21 protein-coding genes and 3 pseudogenes are annotated in these 20,923 nt (G+C 27.5%); 8 read left to right on the top strand and 16 right to left on the bottom strand.

The annotated features are described in order from the left end of the window. The first annotated feature begins 158 nt into the window (after positions 1–158). The gene (locus HMPREF2782_RS03920; RefSeq protein WP_070641018.1) at positions 159–737 is read left to right on the top strand and encodes a TetR/AcrR family transcriptional regulator; all 579 of its coding nucleotides are present in this window, start codon (positions 159–161) and stop codon (positions 735–737) included. Between the two features lie 40 nt (positions 738–777). After that, positions 778–2,106 carry a radical SAM/SPASM domain-containing protein gene (locus HMPREF2782_RS03915; protein WP_070641016.1) on the top strand — a complete coding sequence of 443 codons (1,329 nt, stop codon included), beginning with the start codon at positions 778–780 and terminating at the stop codon, positions 2,104–2,106. A gap of 201 nt (positions 2,107–2,307) precedes the next feature. On the opposite strand, the gene HMPREF2782_RS03910 is transcribed toward HMPREF2782_RS03915, so the two are convergent. The 5 genes from HMPREF2782_RS03910 to HMPREF2782_RS09565 all read right to left on the bottom strand — a co-directional run bounded on the left by HMPREF2782_RS03910 (position 2,308) and on the right by HMPREF2782_RS09565 (position 5,680). After that, positions 2,308–3,063 carry a DUF5104 domain-containing protein gene (locus HMPREF2782_RS03910; protein WP_261668613.1) on the bottom strand — a complete coding sequence of 252 codons (756 nt, stop codon included), beginning with the start codon at positions 3,061–3,063 and terminating at the stop codon, positions 2,308–2,310. A 139-nt stretch (positions 3,064–3,202) separates the two neighbouring features. Continuing rightward, a complete protein-coding gene (locus HMPREF2782_RS03905; RefSeq protein ID WP_019118447.1) occupies positions 3,203–3,484 on the bottom strand; it encodes a DUF6506 family protein in 282 nt (93 codons plus the stop codon). Positions 3,485–3,628: 144 nt separating this feature from the next. Then, positions 3,629–4,231, bottom strand: coding sequence for a hypothetical protein (locus HMPREF2782_RS03900; RefSeq protein ID WP_070641012.1), 603 nt, complete (start codon positions 4,229–4,231; stop codon positions 3,629–3,631). Between the two features lie 821 nt (positions 4,232–5,052). Next, a complete protein-coding gene (locus HMPREF2782_RS09570; protein ID WP_070641010.1) occupies positions 5,053–5,325 on the bottom strand; it encodes a YecA family protein in 273 nt (90 codons plus the stop codon). A gap of 34 nt (positions 5,326–5,359) precedes the next feature. Next, complete coding sequence (locus HMPREF2782_RS09565; protein ID WP_070641008.1) at positions 5,360–5,680, bottom strand: hypothetical protein; 321 nt, start codon at positions 5,678–5,680, stop codon at positions 5,360–5,362. 547 nt (positions 5,681–6,227) lie between these two features. Between HMPREF2782_RS09565 and HMPREF2782_RS03885 the strand changes: the two genes are divergently transcribed. From HMPREF2782_RS03885 to HMPREF2782_RS03865, 5 genes are all read left to right on the top strand, one after another. Then, the gene (locus tag HMPREF2782_RS03885; RefSeq protein ID WP_070641006.1) at positions 6,228–6,443 is read left to right on the top strand and encodes a helix-turn-helix domain-containing protein; all 216 of its coding nucleotides are present in this window, start codon (positions 6,228–6,230) and stop codon (positions 6,441–6,443) included. Further along, positions 6,424–7,083: a response regulator transcription factor gene (locus HMPREF2782_RS03880; RefSeq protein ID WP_070641004.1), complete on the top strand. Its 660-nt coding sequence runs from the start codon at positions 6,424–6,426 to the stop codon at positions 7,081–7,083. The genes HMPREF2782_RS03885 and HMPREF2782_RS03880 overlap by 20 nt, the downstream gene beginning before the upstream one ends. Further along, positions 7,076–8,053, top strand: coding sequence for a sensor histidine kinase (locus HMPREF2782_RS03875; protein WP_070641002.1), 978 nt, complete (start codon positions 7,076–7,078; stop codon positions 8,051–8,053). Before HMPREF2782_RS03880 ends, HMPREF2782_RS03875 begins: the two co-directional genes overlap by 8 nt. 100 nt (positions 8,054–8,153) lie before the next feature. Continuing rightward, positions 8,154–8,843, top strand: a complete 690-nt coding sequence (locus HMPREF2782_RS03870; RefSeq protein ID WP_070641000.1) for an ABC transporter ATP-binding protein — start codon at positions 8,154–8,156, stop codon at positions 8,841–8,843. Continuing rightward, entirely contained in the window at positions 8,830–11,325 is a 2,496-nt protein-coding gene (locus tag HMPREF2782_RS03865) for an FtsX-like permease family protein (protein ID WP_070640998.1), read from the top strand. The genes HMPREF2782_RS03870 and HMPREF2782_RS03865 overlap by 14 nt, the downstream gene beginning before the upstream one ends. 33 nt (positions 11,326–11,358) lie before the next feature. Here the strand turns inward: HMPREF2782_RS03865 and HMPREF2782_RS03860 are convergent. The 4 genes and pseudogenes from HMPREF2782_RS03860 to HMPREF2782_RS03845 form a co-directional block, all read right to left on the bottom strand. Further along, positions 11,359–11,590: pseudogene (locus HMPREF2782_RS03860) on the bottom strand (hypothetical protein); the annotation flags it as partial. 1 nt (position 11,591) lies between these two features. Then, positions 11,592–11,873, bottom strand: a pseudogene (gene mobC, locus HMPREF2782_RS03855) (plasmid mobilization relaxosome protein MobC). Positions 11,874–12,007: 134 nt separating this feature from the next. Continuing rightward, positions 12,008–12,358 (bottom strand): hypothetical protein, encoded by a 351-nt coding sequence (locus HMPREF2782_RS03850; protein WP_070640996.1) that lies wholly within the window; start codon positions 12,356–12,358, stop codon positions 12,008–12,010. After that, on the bottom strand, positions 12,355–12,699 hold the full coding sequence (locus HMPREF2782_RS03845; RefSeq protein ID WP_070640994.1) for a hypothetical protein: 345 nt from the start codon (positions 12,697–12,699) through the stop codon (positions 12,355–12,357). The genes HMPREF2782_RS03850 and HMPREF2782_RS03845 overlap by 4 nt, the downstream gene beginning before the upstream one ends. Before the next feature lie 228 nt (positions 12,700–12,927). Between HMPREF2782_RS03845 and HMPREF2782_RS03840 the strand changes: the two genes are divergently transcribed. After that, complete coding sequence (locus tag HMPREF2782_RS03840) at positions 12,928–13,911, top strand: hypothetical protein (RefSeq protein ID WP_070640992.1); 984 nt, start codon at positions 12,928–12,930, stop codon at positions 13,909–13,911. A gap of 874 nt (positions 13,912–14,785) precedes the next feature. On the opposite strand, the gene HMPREF2782_RS09500 is transcribed toward HMPREF2782_RS03840, so the two are convergent. The 7 genes and pseudogenes from HMPREF2782_RS09500 to HMPREF2782_RS03805 form a co-directional block, all read right to left on the bottom strand. Beyond that, positions 14,786–14,926: a hypothetical protein gene (locus HMPREF2782_RS09500; RefSeq protein ID WP_186821652.1), complete on the bottom strand. Its 141-nt coding sequence runs from the start codon at positions 14,924–14,926 to the stop codon at positions 14,786–14,788. A gap of 86 nt (positions 14,927–15,012) precedes the next feature. Continuing rightward, positions 15,013–16,191, bottom strand: coding sequence for a hypothetical protein (locus tag HMPREF2782_RS03830; RefSeq protein ID WP_070640988.1), 1,179 nt, complete (start codon positions 16,189–16,191; stop codon positions 15,013–15,015). Beyond that, a complete protein-coding gene (locus HMPREF2782_RS03825) occupies positions 16,184–17,137 on the bottom strand; it encodes a hypothetical protein (RefSeq protein WP_070640986.1) in 954 nt (317 codons plus the stop codon). The genes HMPREF2782_RS03830 and HMPREF2782_RS03825 overlap by 8 nt, the downstream gene beginning before the upstream one ends. Beyond that, the gene (locus tag HMPREF2782_RS03820) at positions 17,127–18,263 is read right to left on the bottom strand and encodes a restriction endonuclease subunit S (RefSeq protein WP_070640984.1); all 1,137 of its coding nucleotides are present in this window, start codon (positions 18,261–18,263) and stop codon (positions 17,127–17,129) included. Before HMPREF2782_RS03820 ends, HMPREF2782_RS03825 begins: the two co-directional genes overlap by 11 nt. Beyond that, positions 18,253–20,127, bottom strand: a complete 1,875-nt coding sequence (locus HMPREF2782_RS03815; RefSeq protein ID WP_070640982.1) for an HsdM family class I SAM-dependent methyltransferase — start codon at positions 20,125–20,127, stop codon at positions 18,253–18,255. Before HMPREF2782_RS03815 ends, HMPREF2782_RS03820 begins: the two co-directional genes overlap by 11 nt. A 4-nt stretch (positions 20,128–20,131) precedes the next feature. Further along, positions 20,132–20,347 carry a helix-turn-helix domain-containing protein gene (locus HMPREF2782_RS03810; protein ID WP_049689898.1) on the bottom strand — a complete coding sequence of 72 codons (216 nt, stop codon included), beginning with the start codon at positions 20,345–20,347 and terminating at the stop codon, positions 20,132–20,134. A gap of 104 nt (positions 20,348–20,451) precedes the next feature. After that, positions 20,452–20,793, bottom strand: a pseudogene (locus HMPREF2782_RS03805) (plasmid mobilization protein). Positions 20,794–20,923: the final 130 nt, after the last annotated feature.

The raw sequence follows: 20,923 nt of genomic DNA, 5'->3' as shown, positions 1-20,923 counted from the left end.
ATATTTTCCCCTTTTAAAAATTTTTATCTGCTAAAAAAATTTTTTAAAAATAAACCAAATTATAATTAAAAATAAAAAAATCTTAAAAAATAAATATAATTGACAGCTAATGATTATTAGCCTATAATGGAATTAAGAAATATTTCTTAGGAGGTCTAATGAATACAAAAGAAAAAATTTTGTCAAAATCATTGGATTTATTTTCCAAATATGGATATTCTGATATGTCTATGGAAAATCTTGCAAAAGAAGTTGGCATAAAAGCTCCTTCTATTTACAAACATTTCAAATCAAAAAAAGATATTTTTGATACTATCGTAAAAGATGCAATGATTAGAATAGACAATCAAATTGATGATGTGGATGATTACAAAATAATAAAAAATAATCAAAAAACATTAAATATAGAAAAATTATCTATAGATATTTTTAAATACTTACTTCACGATCCCTTTGTTTCAAAAGTTAGGAAAATGTTATCTATAGAAATGTACAAAAATCCACAAGCCATGCAATTTTATGTAGAAAAATTTATCCATAATCCAATGACAAAACAACAAGAAATTATAGATTATTACGGGCTAAGCAAATTTGCTGATTTGAAAGTTTTATCAACAATCTTTTATTCTCCGATTTTACTTGCAGTAAAATTATATGACGCAGATCCTGAAAAAGAAGATGAGCTTATAGAATTATTAAAAAAATCCTACGAACAATTAGAAAAAATTATTATATGAAAATTTATTTTTATATTTCAAATAATAAAAAGGAGGAATTATGAATATAAACAATAAAGTCAAAACATACGGTGTAGAAAAAACTTTAAAATATGTTCACAAAGATCCAGAAAAAAATTTAAAAAAAGCAATTGATTTAGCAAAAAAAATTTCGCCAAATGATTATAGAACACAAATAGAAACAATAGATAAAGTAATAAAAGATCCAGAAGATGTTTACCATAAATACATATTAAATATGCTAAATACAATAGATCCCGAAGTGTTCGACAAAACAATTATAAATTTTCTATTAAATTCAGTCTTATTTAGTGAAGATTTAAAAAAAGAAAGTAGAAAAAAATATAAGTGTAATATTCCTTGGACAATTCTTCTAGATCCTACAACAGCCTGCAATTTAAAATGTAAGGGTTGCTGGGCAGCAGAATATGGAAATAGTTTAAACCTATCCTTTGATCAAATTGATGATATAATTTTTCAAGGAAAAGAAATTGGAATATATTTTTACATATTTACAGGCGGAGAACCACTTGTAAGAAAAAAAGATATAATAAAAATTTGCGAAAAACACAATGACTGTGAATTTTTAATTTTTACAAATTCAACCCTAATCGACCAAGATTTCATAGACGAAATGCTTAGACTTAAAAATATAGTTCCAGCCATATCCGTTGAAGGAGAAGAATTTACAACCGATGCAAGAAGAGGAGATGGAGTTTATAATAAAGTAATTAAAGCAATGGAATTATTAAAAGAAAATAAACTTCCATTTGGAATATCATGTTGCTACACTTCCCAAAATTATGAGTCAATAATTAGCGAAGAATTTGTAGACGAAATGATAGAAAGAGGAGCCTTGTTTGCTTGGTACTTCCACTTTATGCCAGTAGGAAAAGGTACAGGCAAAGAACTCTTACCAAAACCAGACCAAAGAAAACACGTCTACCGCCAATTAAGGAAATTTAGAAAAACAAAACCACTATTCTTCCTAGATTTTCAAAATGACGCTGAATATATCGGAGGCTGCATTGCAGGAGGAAGAAATTACCTTCACATAAATGCAAACGGCGATTTAGAACCATGCGTATTTATCCATTATTCAGACTCAAATATAAAAGAAAAAACCCTAGTAGAAAGTTTGCAATCACCATTATTTATGGCATATCACGACGGACAACCATTTAACGAAAATATGCTAAGACCATGTCCAATGCTAGAAAATCCAAATTTATTAAGAGATATGGTAAAAAAATCAATGGCAAAATCAACAGATATATTAGAAAAAGAAAACGTAGACGATTTGTGCGATAAATGCGAAGACTACGCCAAAGATTGGAAACCAGTCGCAGAAGAATTGTGGAATAAATAATTAAAAAATAATCAAAATCGAATTAGCAAAACTTATTGAAAAATAAGCATTTAAAAAAGTGCCTTAAGGCACTCACAACTAAAAAAAACAAATCCTCATGCAAAAATTTATTTGATTTCAAATTTAAAAATCAAAAATTTAGAAGCCTAAAATTTGTATTTGAGGATTTGTTTTTATTTAAAACACATTCAAGAAAAAAACTTAATCACTTTTTCCATCTTTCGAATAAATCGTCTCAAGTCTTTCATCTTCATTTACCACTTCCATTTTAATTATTTCATCTCCCGAAACATAGCAGATTACATAAGTTTTTTCACTTACCCCTTGCCTTATTTCAAAAACATTTTCATCCTCTAAGACCTCTCCATTAGCTTTTCCTATTTCATTTAAAAGTTTTTTGTAGTCAGTGCTTTCTCTTATAAAATTTCTAAAAAAATCAACAGAAAGCTTCCTATCAACGGGCTCATATTCTCTTCTATTTCCATACAAAATCATAGTTTTGTAATCTTCACAAGCTTCTTTTTGCACATATATTCCATCTTTAGAATGCCAAAGGAAATATCTGTCTTCGTAAGCATTTTTTGTCGACAAATCAATAATGTGAATCCCTTGATTTTTTGGATTATTTTTATCCGAAGTTACAACTTTCATATAAATAAAAAATTCTTCCTTACCCTTTTTCAACATCAAATCAGCATCCAGACACCAATAACTCTTATCTTGAATGCCTTGTGTACGAGTCAAAATATCATTCCTATCAAAATCGCTGGATCTAGCATTTACTTTATAAAATTTCAAAAAATCATTTAATTTCTTATCAAACTTATCCTTATTTCTTACATTTTCTGCAAACATCTTCTTTATAGCTTCCTTATCATTTTCATCAGCCGCACTAAGAAAATCCGTAAGAATGTTAGAAAAATCCTCATCATCAGAAGAAAATAAATAATCAGCCATAAAAGCTCTCCCACATCCAGATAAAAATATAGTAATAAATAAAAAAATTCCTATTATCCTTTTTTTAATCATTAAATTTCCCCAAATTATTCCTATAAAATTATATATCAATTGTTAAAAATTTCACTTAAAATAAAATTCAAGAAAAAATTTCATCAAACAAATCATTTTGGCAATCCAAATGTCCAACAAAGCCAACAGGAATTTTCCCGCAAGTTGCATCAATAATCTCCCTTGCACCACTTTCCCCAAAAGCCCCACAAAGCTCAATCACATCAGCAATCCCAATTAAAGATTTAGCAACCACTTTAGCCTCATCCAAATTTCTAACACCAATAATTTCAGCATTATCGTTTTTTCCAATGGCTTTTCTGTCAACCTTTGAATCAAAAGGCCCTATAATTATATAAATAAATTTCATAATCCCTCTCTTACTGCAGTGTTTCTTTTGCAAACTTCCTAATATCTAAATTTATCATACATTTTCTAATGAAATATTCGTTAAAACTAATTATATTTTTCGAATATTTTTACTACCCAATTCTTATAAATTTTTCAATAAAGATCATTTTACTATAGTAGTTACAACAGAGATTAGAATTATCCCTATAATAGAAATTATCGGCCAATGATTTTTAAAAATATTATTTCCAGTATAAATTTTTCCTACTGATCTATAACCACTGATTATGTCTTTACTATTCATAGCTGAAATCATATCATCTGTAACTCCAGGAATTACTTTCGTTATAGAATTTAATCCATTTCTACTCGCGGCCGCTTCTTCTATGTCCAGCATATTCTGTAAAATCCATTCTTCAAATTCTGTACGTTCTCGGTTACAAAAATTAATGTATCTTGTCATCATTCCCACCTGAATTCTTCCAACAAAAAATACAATAAGCCCAATAACTAATGTACCAATTGTAGCAAGAAACATAAAAACCTCATTAACGTCACAAAACATTATTATAAAAGAAAGAATCCCCCCAAATAATAAGTCAATCCCCCAATTCGACAAATAGAATCCTCTTCGAAGTCTTTTAGTAACTTCTTCCGGAGAATAAACAATCTTATTTTCATCGAATTTCTTAAAAATACGAAAAATCAAATATGAAGGAATTCCTATAATAGCCAATGCTATAAGTAATAAAACAATGATTTCCATACAACTACTACCCCTTTGTAAAAAATTATATTTATAATTATATTATATCATTCATTATAAAAATTCACATTTGTATTTTTTCAATATACAATACAAAAATTATTGTAAAACTGATATTTCCATCATTCCCCAACCTATTTTTCTCTATGTTGTTTTTATTTATAAAATGCTTATCTATTATAAGTAAGACTATATTTATACAAAAAAAATTATATTTCAAACAAAAAAATGCAAGATGAATAATTCAATCTTGCATTTTTTTGTTTGAAATACTGTAAGGTTTTGAAAAGAAACTAGGTTAATTTTAATGATTTTTAATCATTTTACAACAACACGAAAAACGTATCTTTTTTAGGTATTTCAATTTCAATTTATCTTGTATCTTATTCCCGCTCGATATTCCCATTTATATTGTTTTGTATAAATGGCACAAAATCAATGTTATTCTTATATTTTTAAGCCTTATTATCTAGTTTATTACTGTTTATCTGATTTTTTTAAGCAGAAATTGATTTTTCAGATCAATATTTATATTTATTTAAAATATTCATTCAATTTGGAGTGTACTTTTTTATTTTTCCTTACTCTATTAAAAATATATTTTCTAAATTCCATTGCTGAAATTATTGCTATATCCGTTTCATAGAAAGTTGGAAAATAGCCACACTGAACAATCCTATTCCTCAATTTTTATTTCCTATAGATTTACTAAATTTATAATAAATATAAGAAAAAACATCTCTTCCGTCACTCTAAAGCACCTATCATATAAAGTATAATACTTTTTTTACAGGTAAATCCTTATGTTCCACAATAATCTTTTAACGTTCATGTGTTTTATAAAAATAATGCAATATACAGTTTTCTTTTGTAAAATTAAATAAACTCTTATCTTCCAATGCTAATTGAAATGGCAAAGATATCTCAAATTCTAAAAATCTATTTATATCAAATTTAACATTTTTATAATGTGGCTTAATTTGGCTATAAAAAAAATCTTCCCCAATAAGAAAAGTTTTCTCATTTCCCAAACAACATTTTTTATATTTTTTCCCACTTCCACATGGGCAAGGATTATTTCTACCAATTTTCATAATTATTCCTCACATAATCACAATCCAATTTCCATCACGCTTTGATCCAATTCTTTCTATCATTTTCTTTAAATGTAAAGATTTCAATGTCCTGTCGATAGCTCTCTTTTCTACACCTGTTTTTTGAAAGTTGAATTGATTTAAATCTTGGATTTTCTATCAAAATTTCTATCACTTTCTTTTCAGTCTTATTCAATACGACACTAAAACCGACATTTTTATTGTCGATATAGACAATTACTTCTCGCTCAAAAGGAATATTACATCTAGTATAGTTGCTTTCAATTTCAAAAACGTCTTCCCCATATTTTTCTAAGAACTTCATCAATTTTGTAAATTCCAACCACAAGTCCATTATCTTTTATACCAATTAGAATTGTTCCTCATGTACCATTAAGGGAAGATACTATTACCTTTGTATTATATCTTTATTTTTTCTTTTAGTTCCAATGTTTCTGATTTAATTTATCGGTTTATCGAAATTCTAATCTAATATAATAATTATATCAGATTTGCGACAATGCTAGAATTTAAACCGACATTTTATTGTCTCTTTTAATTTTACAACCTATCAAATAAAATAAAAAAGACCATAACACTTAAGTTATGATCTAATTTTTTGTCCAAATTTAAACCGCTTGGAACTATTATTCAGTTTATTCTTTTTTACTTCCAGTACCATTTGAGTACCAGTAGCTGTTTTTCATTCTCTTCGTTTGAGTAAGTCTATATCATACTTGAAAATTACTTCGTAATTTTCAAGCCCATTCAGCGAATCAGAAAAGCCAACGCTCCTATTCGTCGCGTCGGCTTGTTTAATGGATTTAGATTAATTTACTTATAAACGTGGTATAATATTATAGAAATACTGTACAAAGTAGAAGATTATATTGAGGTGGATTATGGGATTTTCCTATGATAAATTATGGAAAAAATTAATAGATGAAAAGATGAATAAATTAGACCTACAAAAATCCATAAAAACAACTCCTCATACCATAGCTAAAATGGGACGAGATGAGAATGTTAGTATGGAAATACTGGGTAGAATTTGTAGGTATTTTAAATGTGATATATCGCAATTTTTGGAGCATAAAATTGAAAATATTAATGATTGAAGATGACAGCACAATTGCCTTTGCTGTTAAAACTTACTTAAACAAAGAAAATATTGAGACTATTATTTATAACAATCTTTCTCTGACAGAAAATCTTAATTTTAATGATTTTAATTTAATTCTACTTGATGCCAATCTTCCAGATGGATCAGGCTTTAATTTTTTGAAGTGGCTGAGAGAATTTTCTGACCTTCCTGTAATAATGCTTACTGTAAAAAATGAAGATGAATATGTTATAAAAGGTCTTTCTCAAGGAGCAGATGACTATATTACAAAACCTTTTTCTCTTCCTGTCCTAAAGGCGAGAATAGACAATGTATTTAGCAGAAAAATAAAAAAGGTTGATGAACTGACTTTTGAAAATTTATCTTTAGATCTTATATCAAAACAAGCTTCGATAGATGGGAAAGATTTAGACCTTAACTTAAAAGAGTTTGCTATATTGGAAATGCTTTTAGAAAACCAAAATATAAATCTACTAAGAGAGCGAATTTCAGATTATGTTTGGGGTTATGATTTTTATGAAGTTAATGACAATACCCTAACTGTCACCATAAAAAGACTCAGATCTAAACTTGGAAATTATGGCAGTCATATAAAAACTCTTAGAGGTATAGGATATAGGTGGGACAATGAATAAAAACAAAAATATTTTACTTGTCTTAATTTTAAATTTGATAATGTCTTTGTTTGTAGTTTATCTCAATCCAAGATTTGATATTCTAACACTTATTGGTTTTTTACTTATAAATATAATTCTGTTTATAGTTATTTCAAAAATTGAAAAGAAAAAAGAAAAAGCTCTTGAGGATAAGATTAATAATATATTTAGCCTCCTCCATTCACTTTATATTGACTCAGATAATTATGAAATTATAGACGATGAATTTGGCAAACTCAGAGATGAGATTATTAAAATTATTATAGAAAATAAGAGAATAGCTGAAAATGCTGAAAAAAACAAAGAGATCTTAAGAGAATATACTGAAGACATTGCCCATCAAATAAAAACTCCATTGACGGGGTCCTTATTATTGCTAGACCTATTAGAAGACGAAAATGACAACTTTTCCGAAGAATATATAGAAAGACTCAGAGATAATTTACTTAGACTCCACAACTTGTCTGATATTTTATTAAAACTTGCAGCCCTTGATTCTGGAACAATAGAAATGGCAAAAGATAGTATATCAGCTAGAGAGTTAGTTGAAGATATCATACGAAACCTAAAAGATTATTTTATCAATGATAATATTGAAATTCCTCTTGATGGAGAAGACTTTTATCTTATATGTGATAAGAAATGGACCTATGAAGCAGCATTTAATGTGATGAAAAATGGTCTAGAAGCAACAGAAGATAGGCATATAGAAATTCAACTTAAAGAAACAAATCTATATAAAAGTATTTTTGTGGAAGATTTTTCTAAAGGTTTGGATCGTGAAATGTTAGAAAAAGTTTTTAAACGTTTTTATAAGCTGGATCCAAATTCAAAAGGTTATGGGATTGGGCTTCCTATGGCAAAATCTGTTATGGAAAGACAAAATGGAGAGCTTTTATATCATAAGGGAAAAAAATCAAATGCCTTTGAACTGAGATTTTATAACTGATTTAATTATGGCTGTGTAAATAAAGCACAGTCATTTTTTTCTAGTCACTTTCCAGTCACTTAAGTCTAATATCATACAAGAAAGATAAGGAGGACTAAATATGAATATTGTAAAAACAGTAGATTTAACAAAAACTTACAATAGTGGTGTAGAAGTATACGCTCTATCAAATGTGAATTTTGAACTAGAAAAAGGAGATCTTGTCGCCATTATTGGAGATAGCGGGTCAGGAAAGTCTACCTTGCTTCATTTATTAGCAGGAGTTGATAAACCAACAAGTGGGGATATTTTTATTCAAGATAAAAATATTACCAAGTTTAACAAAGATGAGATGACAATCTTTCGAAGAAGGAATATAGGCGTTGTCTATCAATTTTTTAATTTGATTCCAAACATTAACGTTCGAAAAAATATTTTACTTCCTCTTTTGTTAGACAATAAAAAGGCAGATGAAGAATATTTAAAGGAAATTTTATCGATACTAGGAATAGAAGGAAAGCTTGATAGGTATCCAAAACAATTATCCGGTGGTGAGCAACAAAGAGTTGCCATTGCCAGAAGTCTTATTACAAGACCTGCCATAATTCTAGCAGATGAACCTACAGGAAATCTCGATAGAAAAAATTCTGAAGAAATCACAGGACTTTTCAGACTTGTAAATAAAAGATTAAATTCTACAATTATGATAATAACTCATGATGAAAAAGTAGCAAATTCTTGTGACAAGGTTTATAGAATGGTAGATGGTAGGTTAAATTTCTTAGGAGATGGAACTTATGAAAATTATTAATGACCTAGCTGATGGAGCTGTAAAAAATAACAAGAAAGACAGTTTTGCTATTAAAATATCAATACTTTTAGCAGTCATGTTATTAGGAACTGTAATTTTTATCTTCAACTCGTTAAAAACTGACAAGTATGAGTATGTAAAGAAAACTTTTGGAGATTATCATGTGAATATAAGTAATATTGACCAAGGTTTTTATGATAAATTAAAAAATGATAAAGATATAGAAAAAGTTTCTTTCAACAAAATAATAAAAACAGACTTAAATGCAGTTATATATGAAAATGGAGATCCTGCAAGTCTTTTAAGCTATGACATTAAGGAAGGAAAAAAGCCAGAAAAAGCAAATGAACTTTTAGTTCCAGAGGGATTTTTGATAAAAAATAAAGAATATGATCTGGGTTCTGAAATAACTGTTCGTGATAAAACTTATAAAATAGTTGGTATTTATGAAGATTTTAGCTATTCATTTGAAGAGGCTATGCTTGTAGGTTTATCTGAAAGTGATGATAAAAAAGTCATATTTGAAAAAAATGGTGGAATAGAAGCCCAGATTTGGTATAAAAATATAAGAGATACTTATACAAAAACTAGAGAAATATTGTCAGAAATGAATATTGACGAGAACCATGCCTTAGATATTGGTAGAGTATTTTATAATAAAGATATCTTAGAATATAAAATGGTCTATCCAAAAGGAATCATTCCACCAAAAAGTGTTGTTAATTCAGCTTTAGAAGAATATGGAGCAGATTTCTTACTTTGCCTACTCTTTGCTTTTATCATTTATGGGGCTTTTAATGTGTGGAATAATAGGGATTTAAAGGAAATTGCCCTTTTAAAAAGTACAGGAATGACAGATAAGCAGGTCAAAAAAATGATTCGAAAGAAAGCTTTTAAACTTTCAACCTCACCAATAACCTTGGGAACAATTCTATCTTTGGCATTTGCAAATTTGCTCTTATATTTGATGTGGCTTAACAATTCCATATCCTATAAAAATATGTCTGAGATAGTGGGAGAAAGTTTAAAATCGCCAGACTTTCATTTCGTTTATCCAAATCCTATTTCTATAATAATCATTCTCTTATTATCTCTTTTAATGGTGTATTTGTCTGCGACAATCCCTGCTAGGAAAAGTGCAAAATTAAAGATAATAGAAGGTTTAAATGGGATTACAGAAAAAAATATTAAATTAGGAAAATCAAAAATAAATGGACCTATAGAAAAGACTTTAGCAAAAGATTATTACAGGTCTTATCGTTCAACCTATCGAATTATTGTAATCTCAATGGCTCTATCAGCCTTTGTACTGACTACAGTTTTAGTTAGCCAATCATATAGAACTTTGAACGAAAAATATAACTCTTATAAAAGTCCTTACAATTTTGACTCCAGTATTTATGTAGATGATTTTTTGGATAAAAACATTGTTCATGATATAGAAAAAGTTGAAGGCATAGACCAATTGCATGTATACCAAAGAGTTGATACAAAATTTTACCTTGGTGATAATAAGGATTTTATTTCTAATGATTTAATGGAAGCTTTAAATAGCGGTAAAATACCGGAAGATAAATTATATTCCAACATATATGCCCTAACAGATAAGGATTTTGAAAATCTTTTAAATGAAAATAATATTTCGAATGCAAAGTATTTACTACTAAATAAAATTCCAAAAGATAGTAGAAGTCCTTATTCTTTTAATGAATATATAAAAATTTCTGATAAGGATACAGGAAAAGTTACTTTAAAATATAATGCAAATGGTAAGTCCATGCCTATAAAAATAGATTCAAGTATCGATGAAATGCCTTATAATCTAGAATCTTATAATGACAATCAAATATCCATCTTTACAAGTGAAAGTACTATGAAGAAATTTATTGATGAATATGGAATAGCTGAAGGCGACCCAGTCTATTATTACTTTGTAAAAATTAAAGCTGATGAAGATAAAGAAAAAGTTTTCGATGATGTCGAAAAGGTAATTTCTTCCTATGTTTCGAAATCTGATCATGGAACTTCTACAGAAATTATAAAAGCTGCTATGAATAAAGAACAAATGAGAAATGAAAAACTTTTAAATCTTGGCATCCAAATCATTCTTATAACCATCGCTCTTTCCAATGCCTACAATAGTTTCAAAGGAAACCTTAGAGCGAGAGCCAATGATTTTAAACTTCTATCAACAGCAGGTATGACAGAAAAACAAATGGAAAAGATGGTCTTCGGAGAGGGGAAAATATTGTTTAAAAATATTTTCTTAGCCTATATCTTTATGTTCATTATTGGAATTGCATTGAGAGCCTATAGAAGTAACTATGAATTAGGCTTTGGAATAAAAGGTCTGATAACAGATATGAATTATCTCCCTCTAATAATAGTATTTATCTTTCTGGTCTTAGGTGTATTACTTGCAATAAAAAGTGGTTTTAAAACAATAAACGAAAACTCAGATAATACTTTCAAGAGTATATAAGAAAAAGGCTGTGAGCATTAAACTCATAGCCTTTTTTATAGCACCAAACTTCCCTATAATAAAAAATTGTATTAGAATCACATACAAAACTGAACTATTACTATCATTGTCTTCTCGTGTTTTCAAAAATTGAATATGTGCAGTAGATAGATGACATTTGAATGAAGATACCAAAATTTTTCAATCAATTTTTTTCACTTTTAGTTGTATAATCTATTGCCAAATATAGAGTTGATTTTATGGGATGTATTTTTGTAATTGCCATACTAATCACCAGAACTTTCTTTTGATTTATTAAGAAGCAGGGAATGTATATCCCATATTTCTTTTGATAATTTTTCTATTTGTTTATTCATTGATTCAATTTCATTTTTGTAAATAACACCAGTTGTATTAGTAGCTTTTGCAATCTGGTTTATGTTATTTGTTGCATTTGAAAGTAGCTATTGGGGATCTCTAAATGGTTCTAGGTCTACAATATAAATTTCTTTTTCTAATACACATTTTCTAAGAAAGTGGGACATTGTTTTGACATTAACATCTGGCATTATTAATATTTTTAAATCATTCTCTAGAAAAAATTTTATACTAGGATATACCCATTTAAAAAAGGTATACCCTAGTATGCTCATTACTATTACAAACAAACTAGTAATTTTTCTTGCATCTCTTTTAGTTATTCTCATTTTTCAATAAACTCTATATCTTTTGCCTTTACACTTAACATATTAGAGTAATCTCCATAGACCTTAGCTTCAGCCTCTATAATCTTAACTTTAGATAGCTTTTTAAAATGCTTATTCTCTGCACTTACTTTAATAGTTAAAGATTCTACAGCATTAACTCCTGCATCTTTAGGATTTTTATACTTGGTATTATCTGAAAATATAATACACTTATACTTAGTACCAATTGTTTTTCCATCACTACCTTGGCTATAATCTATCCAAGGCTCTGAAGCAAGAACTCGAATATCTTTTTCTTTTAAAAAGGCATCTAAATCAAATGCCATAAACTCTATGAGTTTTTTCATTTCTTATCCTCCTTATTATCTAAATCACAGAAAACTTCTTCTAAGAGATTTTTTAATCTTAACATTTTATTTATATGTAAGATTAAATCTTCAGTACGTTTAATATACGGACTTAACTCTTTTAGAGATTTTAAGTCCTTGACTGTAAAATCATAATCCGATTTAACAATACCATGTAACTTTCTAATATCTAACTCGAACCTATCAAATTGCTCAGTGGTTATAGCTTTCTTTTTAGCTATATTATAAAAAGCTGTATAACCATAATTTGCTAGAATATCAGCGCGTAAATTTTGATATTCTTCTCCTTCTCTTGTTAAAACTAATATTTCAAATTTCATTTATTCTCCTTTTTGATGAAGCCCCATCATTTTGTTATATTTTTAACCTTGTTTTTTTATATTTATCCTTGCTATCAATGGGGTTTAACTAGTATATTTATATTATATGATAGTTTATATAATTTTTCTATGGAGAGTTTTTTTGATTTTTTCTAAAATTCCCACACTATTAGGTCCATCTAAAATTTCTACTATAAATGATATACTTATAATAATAAAGGAGATATTATGATTAATAATCAAGGATTAAAACTATATAAAAAGTACCCTATTTATAATGAAACAACATGTTTTATATTAAACATGGCCGCAGATAGAGTTATTAAATTAAAAAATATAAGTAATAAAACTAACGAAGAAATCTGTACAGTTAATAAATCATATTTATCAAAGGTGCTTAATAAGACAATAAAAGAAAAAAATAGATATCTATTTACAGACAATGTACTCTATGGAATAAAATCTTCTTTTAATTTTAGATCTTATGCTGAAATAATATTTGGTAATAAAAAAGAACAACGTTTATATGGAGGAGAACTATTTTATCATTTAATTACAGATATATTAAGTTTAGATTATAAAAATTATAAAGATAAAATTGAGCTAGTAAGATCAACTCTTATGGAATACTATGAATATTCCATAGCATGTTTTTTGAAAGATTTAGAATTTAGTGATGAGTTTAATAATCCTATTATTTATAAAATATTAAATGAAAATGAATTTAAAAGAGTTATAATCAAACCTGATGAATATGAAATAGTTTTAAGATATTCTACAGCTTATACATATAAAAATATTGAAGAAGAATTCTTAGATATTTTTTATAATTTTAGTAAAAAATTTGAAGAAGATGGGACTAAAAAAATATGCGAAAAGTTTGACTTGTTAATAGATAATTTAAGTAATTTATTTCTTGAGCAAATAAATAGCTCCATTAGTGGTACAAATCTTTATGATGTACTTTATTTTGATTCATTAAAACTAAAAGATATGGATACTAATAAACAAGATACTAAATATCAAAATATAAAAAGTAATATAAAGTTGAATTTAAATTTTTTATATGATAAAAGTAAATTACAACATAAATATATAGATAAAGTAATAAAAAATGAATGTACTGAATATAATTATATGCAATACATGTTTGATATTTTGAAATCTAAATGGTGTATAGATAAATGGGATAAAAAAAGCATAGATAGTTAAAATATTTACTTAAATAATCAAATATTAATTTATTTGGTTATTTTTATATCTCGGTAAATTACAAAATTAAGCATGAAAATAAAGACAAATGTTTAATGATTCCTAGTATTATTGATATAAAATAATTAAAAATAAACTAATTTTCAGTATATACTTAACTTATATTCAACATAACCGTTTTGACCTTTGGTGCCTATTTTTGTTTCAGCATTTGGGTCGTTTACAGCTCTAAATGTTTTAAATGGAATTTCTTCTCTTTTAATTTCTTTTGTTATTTTTTCTTTCTGGTTCAGATGTTTTTTCTTCAGAAGGTTTATCTGGATTAGATGGTGTTTCTTCTTCTATTTTGATGCCGTCTAAATCTTTTGAGTTGATGTTTAACTCTTCGATTAAGTTATCATTTCCTAAGTCTTTTGCAGCGTGTACGCTTGGTGCTGTTAGTGTTAGTCCTATTGCAAGGATTAGGGCTGTTGATATTGTTTTTTTTCTTCATAATTAGTCTCCTTACATAAAATATTATAATTGATATATATACATTATATATATTGTCAAAATTTAGTTATTATAGTAATTCAAGGGAATCCATTAGTAGAATTCTTAATAAAAAACCAGACTTTGAAATTCAAAATCTGGTTTAATAATTTAATATTTAGTTATCTACTAGGTTTTACGATGAAATTCAAAAAATAAGTAAGTTATGTGGATTATATTTTGAAATTCATCTATGATATACTTAATTTATAGATATAATAATTTCTGGTCGAATGATAAATCATTCCACCAATGGAAAGAATAATAAATTATTCCTACCTTAAGATCCAAATCCTTAGAAGGATTTTGGAAGGGAACTATGTTTAGTTTAATGGATTTTCTTTTATTTAACCCATCCAAATCGGCTTAAATTAGGCATTCCCCATTCAAATCGTGTAGTATGTTTATTCCCATTCTTCTTTTCCAAACGTACGATATATCCCAAACCATTCAAAATACTAGGTTCTATTTTTTCTATTATCACTAAATCCACCTAATTATAGGACGTTTTCAAATTTTTAGTCCCGTCCCAGTCCCAGTACCGGAGAAAAAAAATTATTTATAGCTATTCTACATAAACGCACAAATACATCTAACCAATAATAAAAATAAAAATATACCAAATATTCTCATTTGAAATTTTCCAACTTCTGGCTTTTTAATAATTAGTTCAAATTTACTCTCAATATCTGACTCTGATTCAAATAGAATTTTATCTTTATATATGTGCTTTAATACATTATATTCTTTCTGTAAAGATTTGATCTCAGAAACATAAGCTATGAATATGAAAATCAATGCTATAATAAACATTCCTACTACAATACCTTTTTTCGAGCCTTTAGAGAATAAAAGATAATGCAATAAATTATTTCCATTATATCCAATAATTATATTAAGTAACTGTACTCCAAGTGAACCTAACCATGCAAAAAAAGTAAGATTCAATGTTCTTAAAGTATTATTTTCATTTTTTGAAAGATTAAGAAAGTCATCCTTTAATTTATTGATTTGTTCAAAATAATCATCTGTCTTTCTAGATATTATTCTCCTGTAAGCTAATTTGCTATCTTCTAATATTTCGTTAGTATTTTCTAAAGTTCTTTTATTTACTATTACTTGCCTAACTATTTGCAGTTTTACTATATATGAATCTTTATATTCATTATTATTTATAATCCAATCATAAATAGGGAATAAATAGAAAGGCTCACAATCAATGTTAAAATTTGTTTCATATCTTTTGTCCCCAATTATAAATTCAGACTCTATTTCTTCAGCAGTGTATCTGATTTTTGTTGATAAAGCAGATAAAATAAAAAAATCTATTATTAATGCCGATTTCCTATTATTACTATCTAATACTTCATTCAAAACATTTATAGATATTGGAAATTCTCTCGTAGTTCCATCAATATTGTTCCCTTTAATTATTTTTTCATAAATAATCTTATCTTTTTTATCTGCTTCTATTTCTATAAAGCCAGTATTAGAATCAATATAGACTTGTCCTAAATTATTATAATCTTTTTGAATAAATTTTGTGATTATTGATGGTAGTCTCCTTGAATCATCAATAAAATCATCTTCATATATAAAATATTTGCTTTGATTCTCTAAAAAATAAATATTACCTTCACATCTCAAATTAATAGATTGGTTCTTTAAAGACTTTATAAAATTTGATTCTACATTTTCTTGCAAATCAATTTTTAAAGATGTTCCCTGCCATGATAATAATTCATTCACTTCTTAGAATCTCCTTAACTGTTGGTAGATACTCATCATCTACTACAATGACTATCTCTTTATTCTTTTCATCAAAAATTATCTCATTATCCCTTATACTTTCTAGATAATTTTTAGTTGTTATAGTGACCTCTTTTGAAGTTTGAATTTTCTTTTGATAGTTGTTGTTTAGCACTTTTTCTGAAATATCAAAATCCGAATCTATCTGTTTTGATTCTTCAGAATATAGCTCATCTTCTTTACTTAATTCTAAAAGACCACTGCTATTTAAATTGTCAAATAAATCTGATTTATCAAATTTTTTGTTATCAAATAAATAGTATTCTGTATATCTTTTAATTTCATCATAATTCCTTTTAGTAACTACATCCTCTGTAAAAAGTTTATCTTGATTGATAAAGTTTACTATATCTTGGGTATTATCATCAGAATTTCTTTTTCTCTCAAGTCCTAGAAATTTTTTATACCAATATTTCGCAGCTGTTTTATTCTTATCTATTATTTTTACATCTTCATAGTTTCCAGAAAAAATCCCTACTTTGAAATAGTCTTTCTCCTTGCCAAGTTCACTTTTTATCTCGTAGGAATCTTTATCTATAACCTCTAATTTCTCTAGCTTCATTATTGTAATAGAAGTATCATTAGATTTAATAAATAAAAGTCCTTCTCTAATTGTACTATTTCTTGTTCCATCAAGCTTACACTCTGCACTTAATAAATCTTCTGCTATCCTTTTGAAATCAAAATTTTCTTTATCTTCACATTCTTTAAAGTAATATATAGGACTAGATTTATAACTTTCAGAATTAATATCTAGATAACAATGAGTGATTAAGTCCCTCTCCTTGGTTAATTCTTCAAAAATTTTTAATATATTTTGTTTTTGCGATTCATCAAGTGTATTCTCAGTAATTTTATCTGAAATATCAAAGACTTTAATATTCATAAGACACATCCTCTCTAAAATCATCAATCCTATCTCCATATGGCAAGCTTTTTATATAGTTTTCCATAAATTTCCAATCAGGAACATATCCTTTATCAGAATACTTTTTGTTTTTATCAAATACATAGTCATTACCATCAATCAAAACTGGTAATTTTATTGTAAAATCTTTTCTAAAATGTGAGTTTAATTCTCTTCCAAAAGCCTGATATTTTATTTTGCATTCATTCCTTATCAGAGTCGAGATAAATAATTTTGTGTGAATACTAAGCGGTTCTTTCTCTTGCAATATCCCTACATTTTGTGCCGTATAGAATGGTTCTTTTTGAATAAAACAAGAACCTAAAAAACTACCACCTAGAGCTAATGACATGGCGCCAGCAGGGAATGGCTTTTGTCCTTCAACTTCATCAACAAATCCTACAACACCGTTTCCATTACTATCACGTGATACATAATTGAACTTTGGATTATCATTTGTTGTAGCTATTGCATCTATTCCATTCCCCATAGATGTATTAAATAATTTGTGCAAGTAAAATTCTTTCCATGTACTTGCATTTACATCAGATAATTTTTTATTATTTCCTGTTTTTATAGGCTTATGCTTTAAAGATTTCATAAATCTTTCCATCCAGTCCCAATCAGGTTTACCTTCATTTGTAGCAGGTAAATTGATTTTAGACTTAACCATTCTTTCAGGACGCCATTTTCTACCATATCCCCACCTATACCTATCTTTCATAATAATAGATGCCACAAATAAACCTGTAAAATAATTAAATTCACCATCTTTTCTATAAAGTGGATTCACATCATGACTGCATGTGAATTCTGTTTCCTGATAATAAGCATAGCCTACAGAGCCATTGTTTGTAACACAAACCGATTTGCCAGGAAATATTTTCTTATCTATAGTATCATTTGGCAAGCTCCCAGTTTTTGAAGAAGAATCTATTTCATCTTTCGTATAATAAGCGGTTACACCATTGTTTTTATCAGTTGCTCCTAAAAAAGGTATAGTACCATTGCCTGACTCTTCGGGTTTTTTATTATAGAATCCTTTTTTAATTATAAATACTTCTGTAAATAAAAAAGTTTTCCATTTGCTAAAATCAATCTTCATAGATAAACCCCTCTTTTATTAGATAAGATAAATAATCATTAAGAACTTTTTGAAAATCTTTAGTTTCCAATGTTGTATAGTCAGTTTCCATATAAGCCTCAGCCAACCATTCATCTTTCCAAGTAACTTTCTTCATAACAGATAATCCCGGCACTTCTTTTTTGTTTTTATATAAGTCAAGCCATTCATCTTTTGTGCTTACCCACAAACTATTCCCGTCGCTATCTGTTTTTTCAACCCTACCTAATCCTTTTCTTTTTATAAATTTATCGTCTTTAAAATATCCAAAAAAAGTTTCCTTATTAGACCTTTCATGCTTTTGAGATAAATCAAAAATCATACAGCAAGCTATAGCAGCAGCACCTGGATAAAACATTTCATTTGGCAATGAAAAAACTGCTTCTAAAGTATAATTATCTAACATCTTCTTTTTAAATTTTTTCACATCTCCACTATTTCCAATAGCTGCTTGCATTGGTAATAGTACTGCTATTTTTGAGTTAGCTGGTATATGTCTTGCAACATATTCTACAAAATGGAAGCCTTTAGAAGGATCTTCTTTTTTACTAGACCCCCAAGTTTTAACATATTCTGGATCGCAGAATTTTCTAGTGGCGTTGTATGGTGGATTCATTAAAACAATATTTATATTTTTATCTTTAATCCATTCTCCTCTTTCAAACATAGAAGCTTGGATAACATTTGAATTGCCATCTCCATGAATCAACATATTTGTTGATGATAAACCAAATGCTCCATCTTCATATTCAATACCAAAAATTTGATTCCTTTTTACCTCTTCACGTTCTTCTTCTGTATCACAATCATCCATTGCATCTGTCATTGCCCTTACTAAAAATGCGCCGCTGCCAGAACAAGGATCTAAAATGCGTGAGTTTTTATTTACTCCTACAGCTTTACACATAAAATCACAAATGTGATCTGGTGTAAATGCCTGATTCTTATCTGATTTACCAACATATTTATTAAATGTTGTAAAGAATAGATTTAATAAATCTTGTCCTGCAGTATTTGAATCATTAATAAAAGGAATTATATTGTTGTCTATAAATTCCAATATTTTTTGCAATTCATCATATGTTAAACTAGCTATATCTTGATCATCTAGCACCTTACTACTTAATACAGATAATTTGCCAGCTTTATTTAGAGTATCCACATCATTATTTTTTGATAACAAGCCTGACAGAATATTTTTTATATCTTTTATTATTATTTTTTCTTGACTTAAATCTTTTCCAGTATTAGGATCCAATGTCGGTTTTAAATTTTTATATGAAAGTCCATTCTTTAATGCTAACAGGCAAGTGCCTACAAACTGACTTCTCAATTTCTCATTTACACCATCTGAATGTAGCATTTCATTTAAAACCTTTATTGAATCAACAACTTTTATTTTGTCATTAACTTTTCCAAAAACTATATTCTCATATTCTTCAAAAGATTTTAAAACGGTTTCTTCTTTTTTCCTGTGTTCTTCATCAATAATAACTGATTGTCCATGCCAAACCCATATATCATCTCCATCTGTTTCTATTAGCATAGCAATTATTTTTTTATCAGAATAGGCTTTTTCATACCTTACATAATCCTGTAATTGTTTTCTAATTTTATTATGATCCCATCTATTAAAGCTATTTTTTGTTTCTACTAATATAACTAATCTATCATTTTCAAATCTTATGTCTAAGTATTGATGGTTTGTATCTGTGTCTCCTTTTTGGTAATCTTTTATATTTTTCCCAACAGTTCTAAGTGCTTGAACATAACTAAATTCTCCTGATTCAGTATTGCCAATCTGATACATGTTACCTATTTTTTGAATAATTTCGTATCTATTCATTTTATTACCTCACATAATCCATAATATCTTCAACTTTACACTCAAGAACACAACAAATCTTTGCTATAGTTTCTAAATCAATTCGCTTAACTTTGTTATTGCAATAAGAATTAAGTTGCGTTCTTTGAAGATTTGCTTCCTTTTCTAATTTGTTTTTGCTTATATTTTTTTCTTCTAAAACTTGGTCTATTTTAAAAATAATTTTCCCAAAGTTTTGCATAAATTTCTCTCCCTTGTAATTTTAAAAATCGGCATTTCAATTAATTATATTATATCATATTTTTAAAACTTCTTACAGGTCTAAGATATTTTAGGCGAGTAATTCTATTTAGTTCTGTTTAATAAAAGGGAATGTATATCCCATATTTCTTTTGATAATTTTTCTATTTTTTCTCTCATATAATCTATATCTTTCTTATAAATTACTCCCGTTGTATTAGTAGCTTTTGCGATCTGGTTTATGTTATTTGTTGCATTTGAAAGTAGCTATTGGGGATCTCTAAATGGTTCTAGGTCTACAATATAAATTTCTTTTTCTAATACACATTTTCTAAGAAAGTGGGACATTGTTTTACAATTTGCAAGTTTCATTTTCTCTTCAAATATTTCTTTTTCTTCGTCTGTTAAATATATTTTAAGTTGATTTTTTCTTGTTCTATTATCCATACATTTCTCCTTTATATTTGTTTTTTGGGGTCTTAGGGTTCTCCCTAACAAGGTAAAAATCGTAAAATTATATAGCCTTAAAGGCTATTGATTTTTTGATTTTTTCGTAAGTGGGTACTCACTTACTGTG

The organism is Anaerococcus sp. HMSC068A02, assembly GCF_001811125.1.
Lineage (GTDB): Bacteria > Bacillota > Clostridia > Tissierellales > Peptoniphilaceae > Anaerococcus > Anaerococcus vaginalis_C.
This window is presented reverse-complemented; position numbering and strand designations above follow the sequence as displayed.

Bases quoted from the DNA above. Each gene is read 5' to 3' on its own strand.
- HMPREF2782_RS03910 (WP_261668613.1), bottom strand. From the start codon at position 3,063: ATGGCTGATTATTTATTTTCTTCTGATGATGAGGATTTTTCTAACATT.
- HMPREF2782_RS03920 (WP_070641018.1), top strand. From the start codon at position 159: ATGAATACAAAAGAAAAAATTTTGTCAAAATCATTGGATTTATTTTCC.
- HMPREF2782_RS03900 (WP_070641012.1), bottom strand. From the start codon at position 4,231: ATGGAAATCATTGTTTTATTACTTATAGCATTGGCTATTATAGGAATT.
- HMPREF2782_RS03875 (WP_070641002.1), top strand. From the start codon at position 7,076: ATGAATAAAAACAAAAATATTTTACTTGTCTTAATTTTAAATTTGATA.
- HMPREF2782_RS03845 (WP_070640994.1), bottom strand. From the start codon at position 12,699: ATGAAATTTGAAATATTAGTTTTAACAAGAGAAGGAGAAGAATATCAA.
- HMPREF2782_RS03915 (WP_070641016.1), top strand. From the start codon at position 778: ATGAATATAAACAATAAAGTCAAAACATACGGTGTAGAAAAAACTTTA.
- HMPREF2782_RS03885 (WP_070641006.1), top strand. From the start codon at position 6,228: ATGGGATTTTCCTATGATAAATTATGGAAAAAATTAATAGATGAAAAG.
- HMPREF2782_RS03905 (WP_019118447.1), bottom strand. From the start codon at position 3,484: ATGAAATTTATTTATATAATTATAGGGCCTTTTGATTCAAAGGTTGAC.
- HMPREF2782_RS03850 (WP_070640996.1), bottom strand. From the start codon at position 12,358: ATGAAAAAACTCATAGAGTTTATGGCATTTGATTTAGATGCCTTTTTA.
- HMPREF2782_RS03815 (WP_070640982.1), bottom strand. From the start codon at position 20,127: ATGAATAGATACGAAATTATTCAAAAAATAGGTAACATGTATCAGATT.
- HMPREF2782_RS03820 (WP_070640984.1), bottom strand. From the start codon at position 18,263: ATGAAGATTGATTTTAGCAAATGGAAAACTTTTTTATTTACAGAAGTA.
- HMPREF2782_RS03825 (WP_070640986.1), bottom strand. From the start codon at position 17,137: ATGAATATTAAAGTCTTTGATATTTCAGATAAAATTACTGAGAATACA.
- HMPREF2782_RS09565 (WP_070641008.1), bottom strand. From the start codon at position 5,680: ATGGACTTGTGGTTGGAATTTACAAAATTGATGAAGTTCTTAGAAAAA.
- HMPREF2782_RS03870 (WP_070641000.1), top strand. From the start codon at position 8,154: ATGAATATTGTAAAAACAGTAGATTTAACAAAAACTTACAATAGTGGT.
- HMPREF2782_RS09570 (WP_070641010.1), bottom strand. From the start codon at position 5,325: ATGAAAATTGGTAGAAATAATCCTTGCCCATGTGGAAGTGGGAAAAAA.
- HMPREF2782_RS03865 (WP_070640998.1), top strand. From the start codon at position 8,830: ATGAAAATTATTAATGACCTAGCTGATGGAGCTGTAAAAAATAACAAG.
- HMPREF2782_RS03810 (WP_049689898.1), bottom strand. From the start codon at position 20,347: ATGCAAAACTTTGGGAAAATTATTTTTAAAATAGACCAAGTTTTAGAA.
- HMPREF2782_RS03840 (WP_070640992.1), top strand. From the start codon at position 12,928: ATGATTAATAATCAAGGATTAAAACTATATAAAAAGTACCCTATTTAT.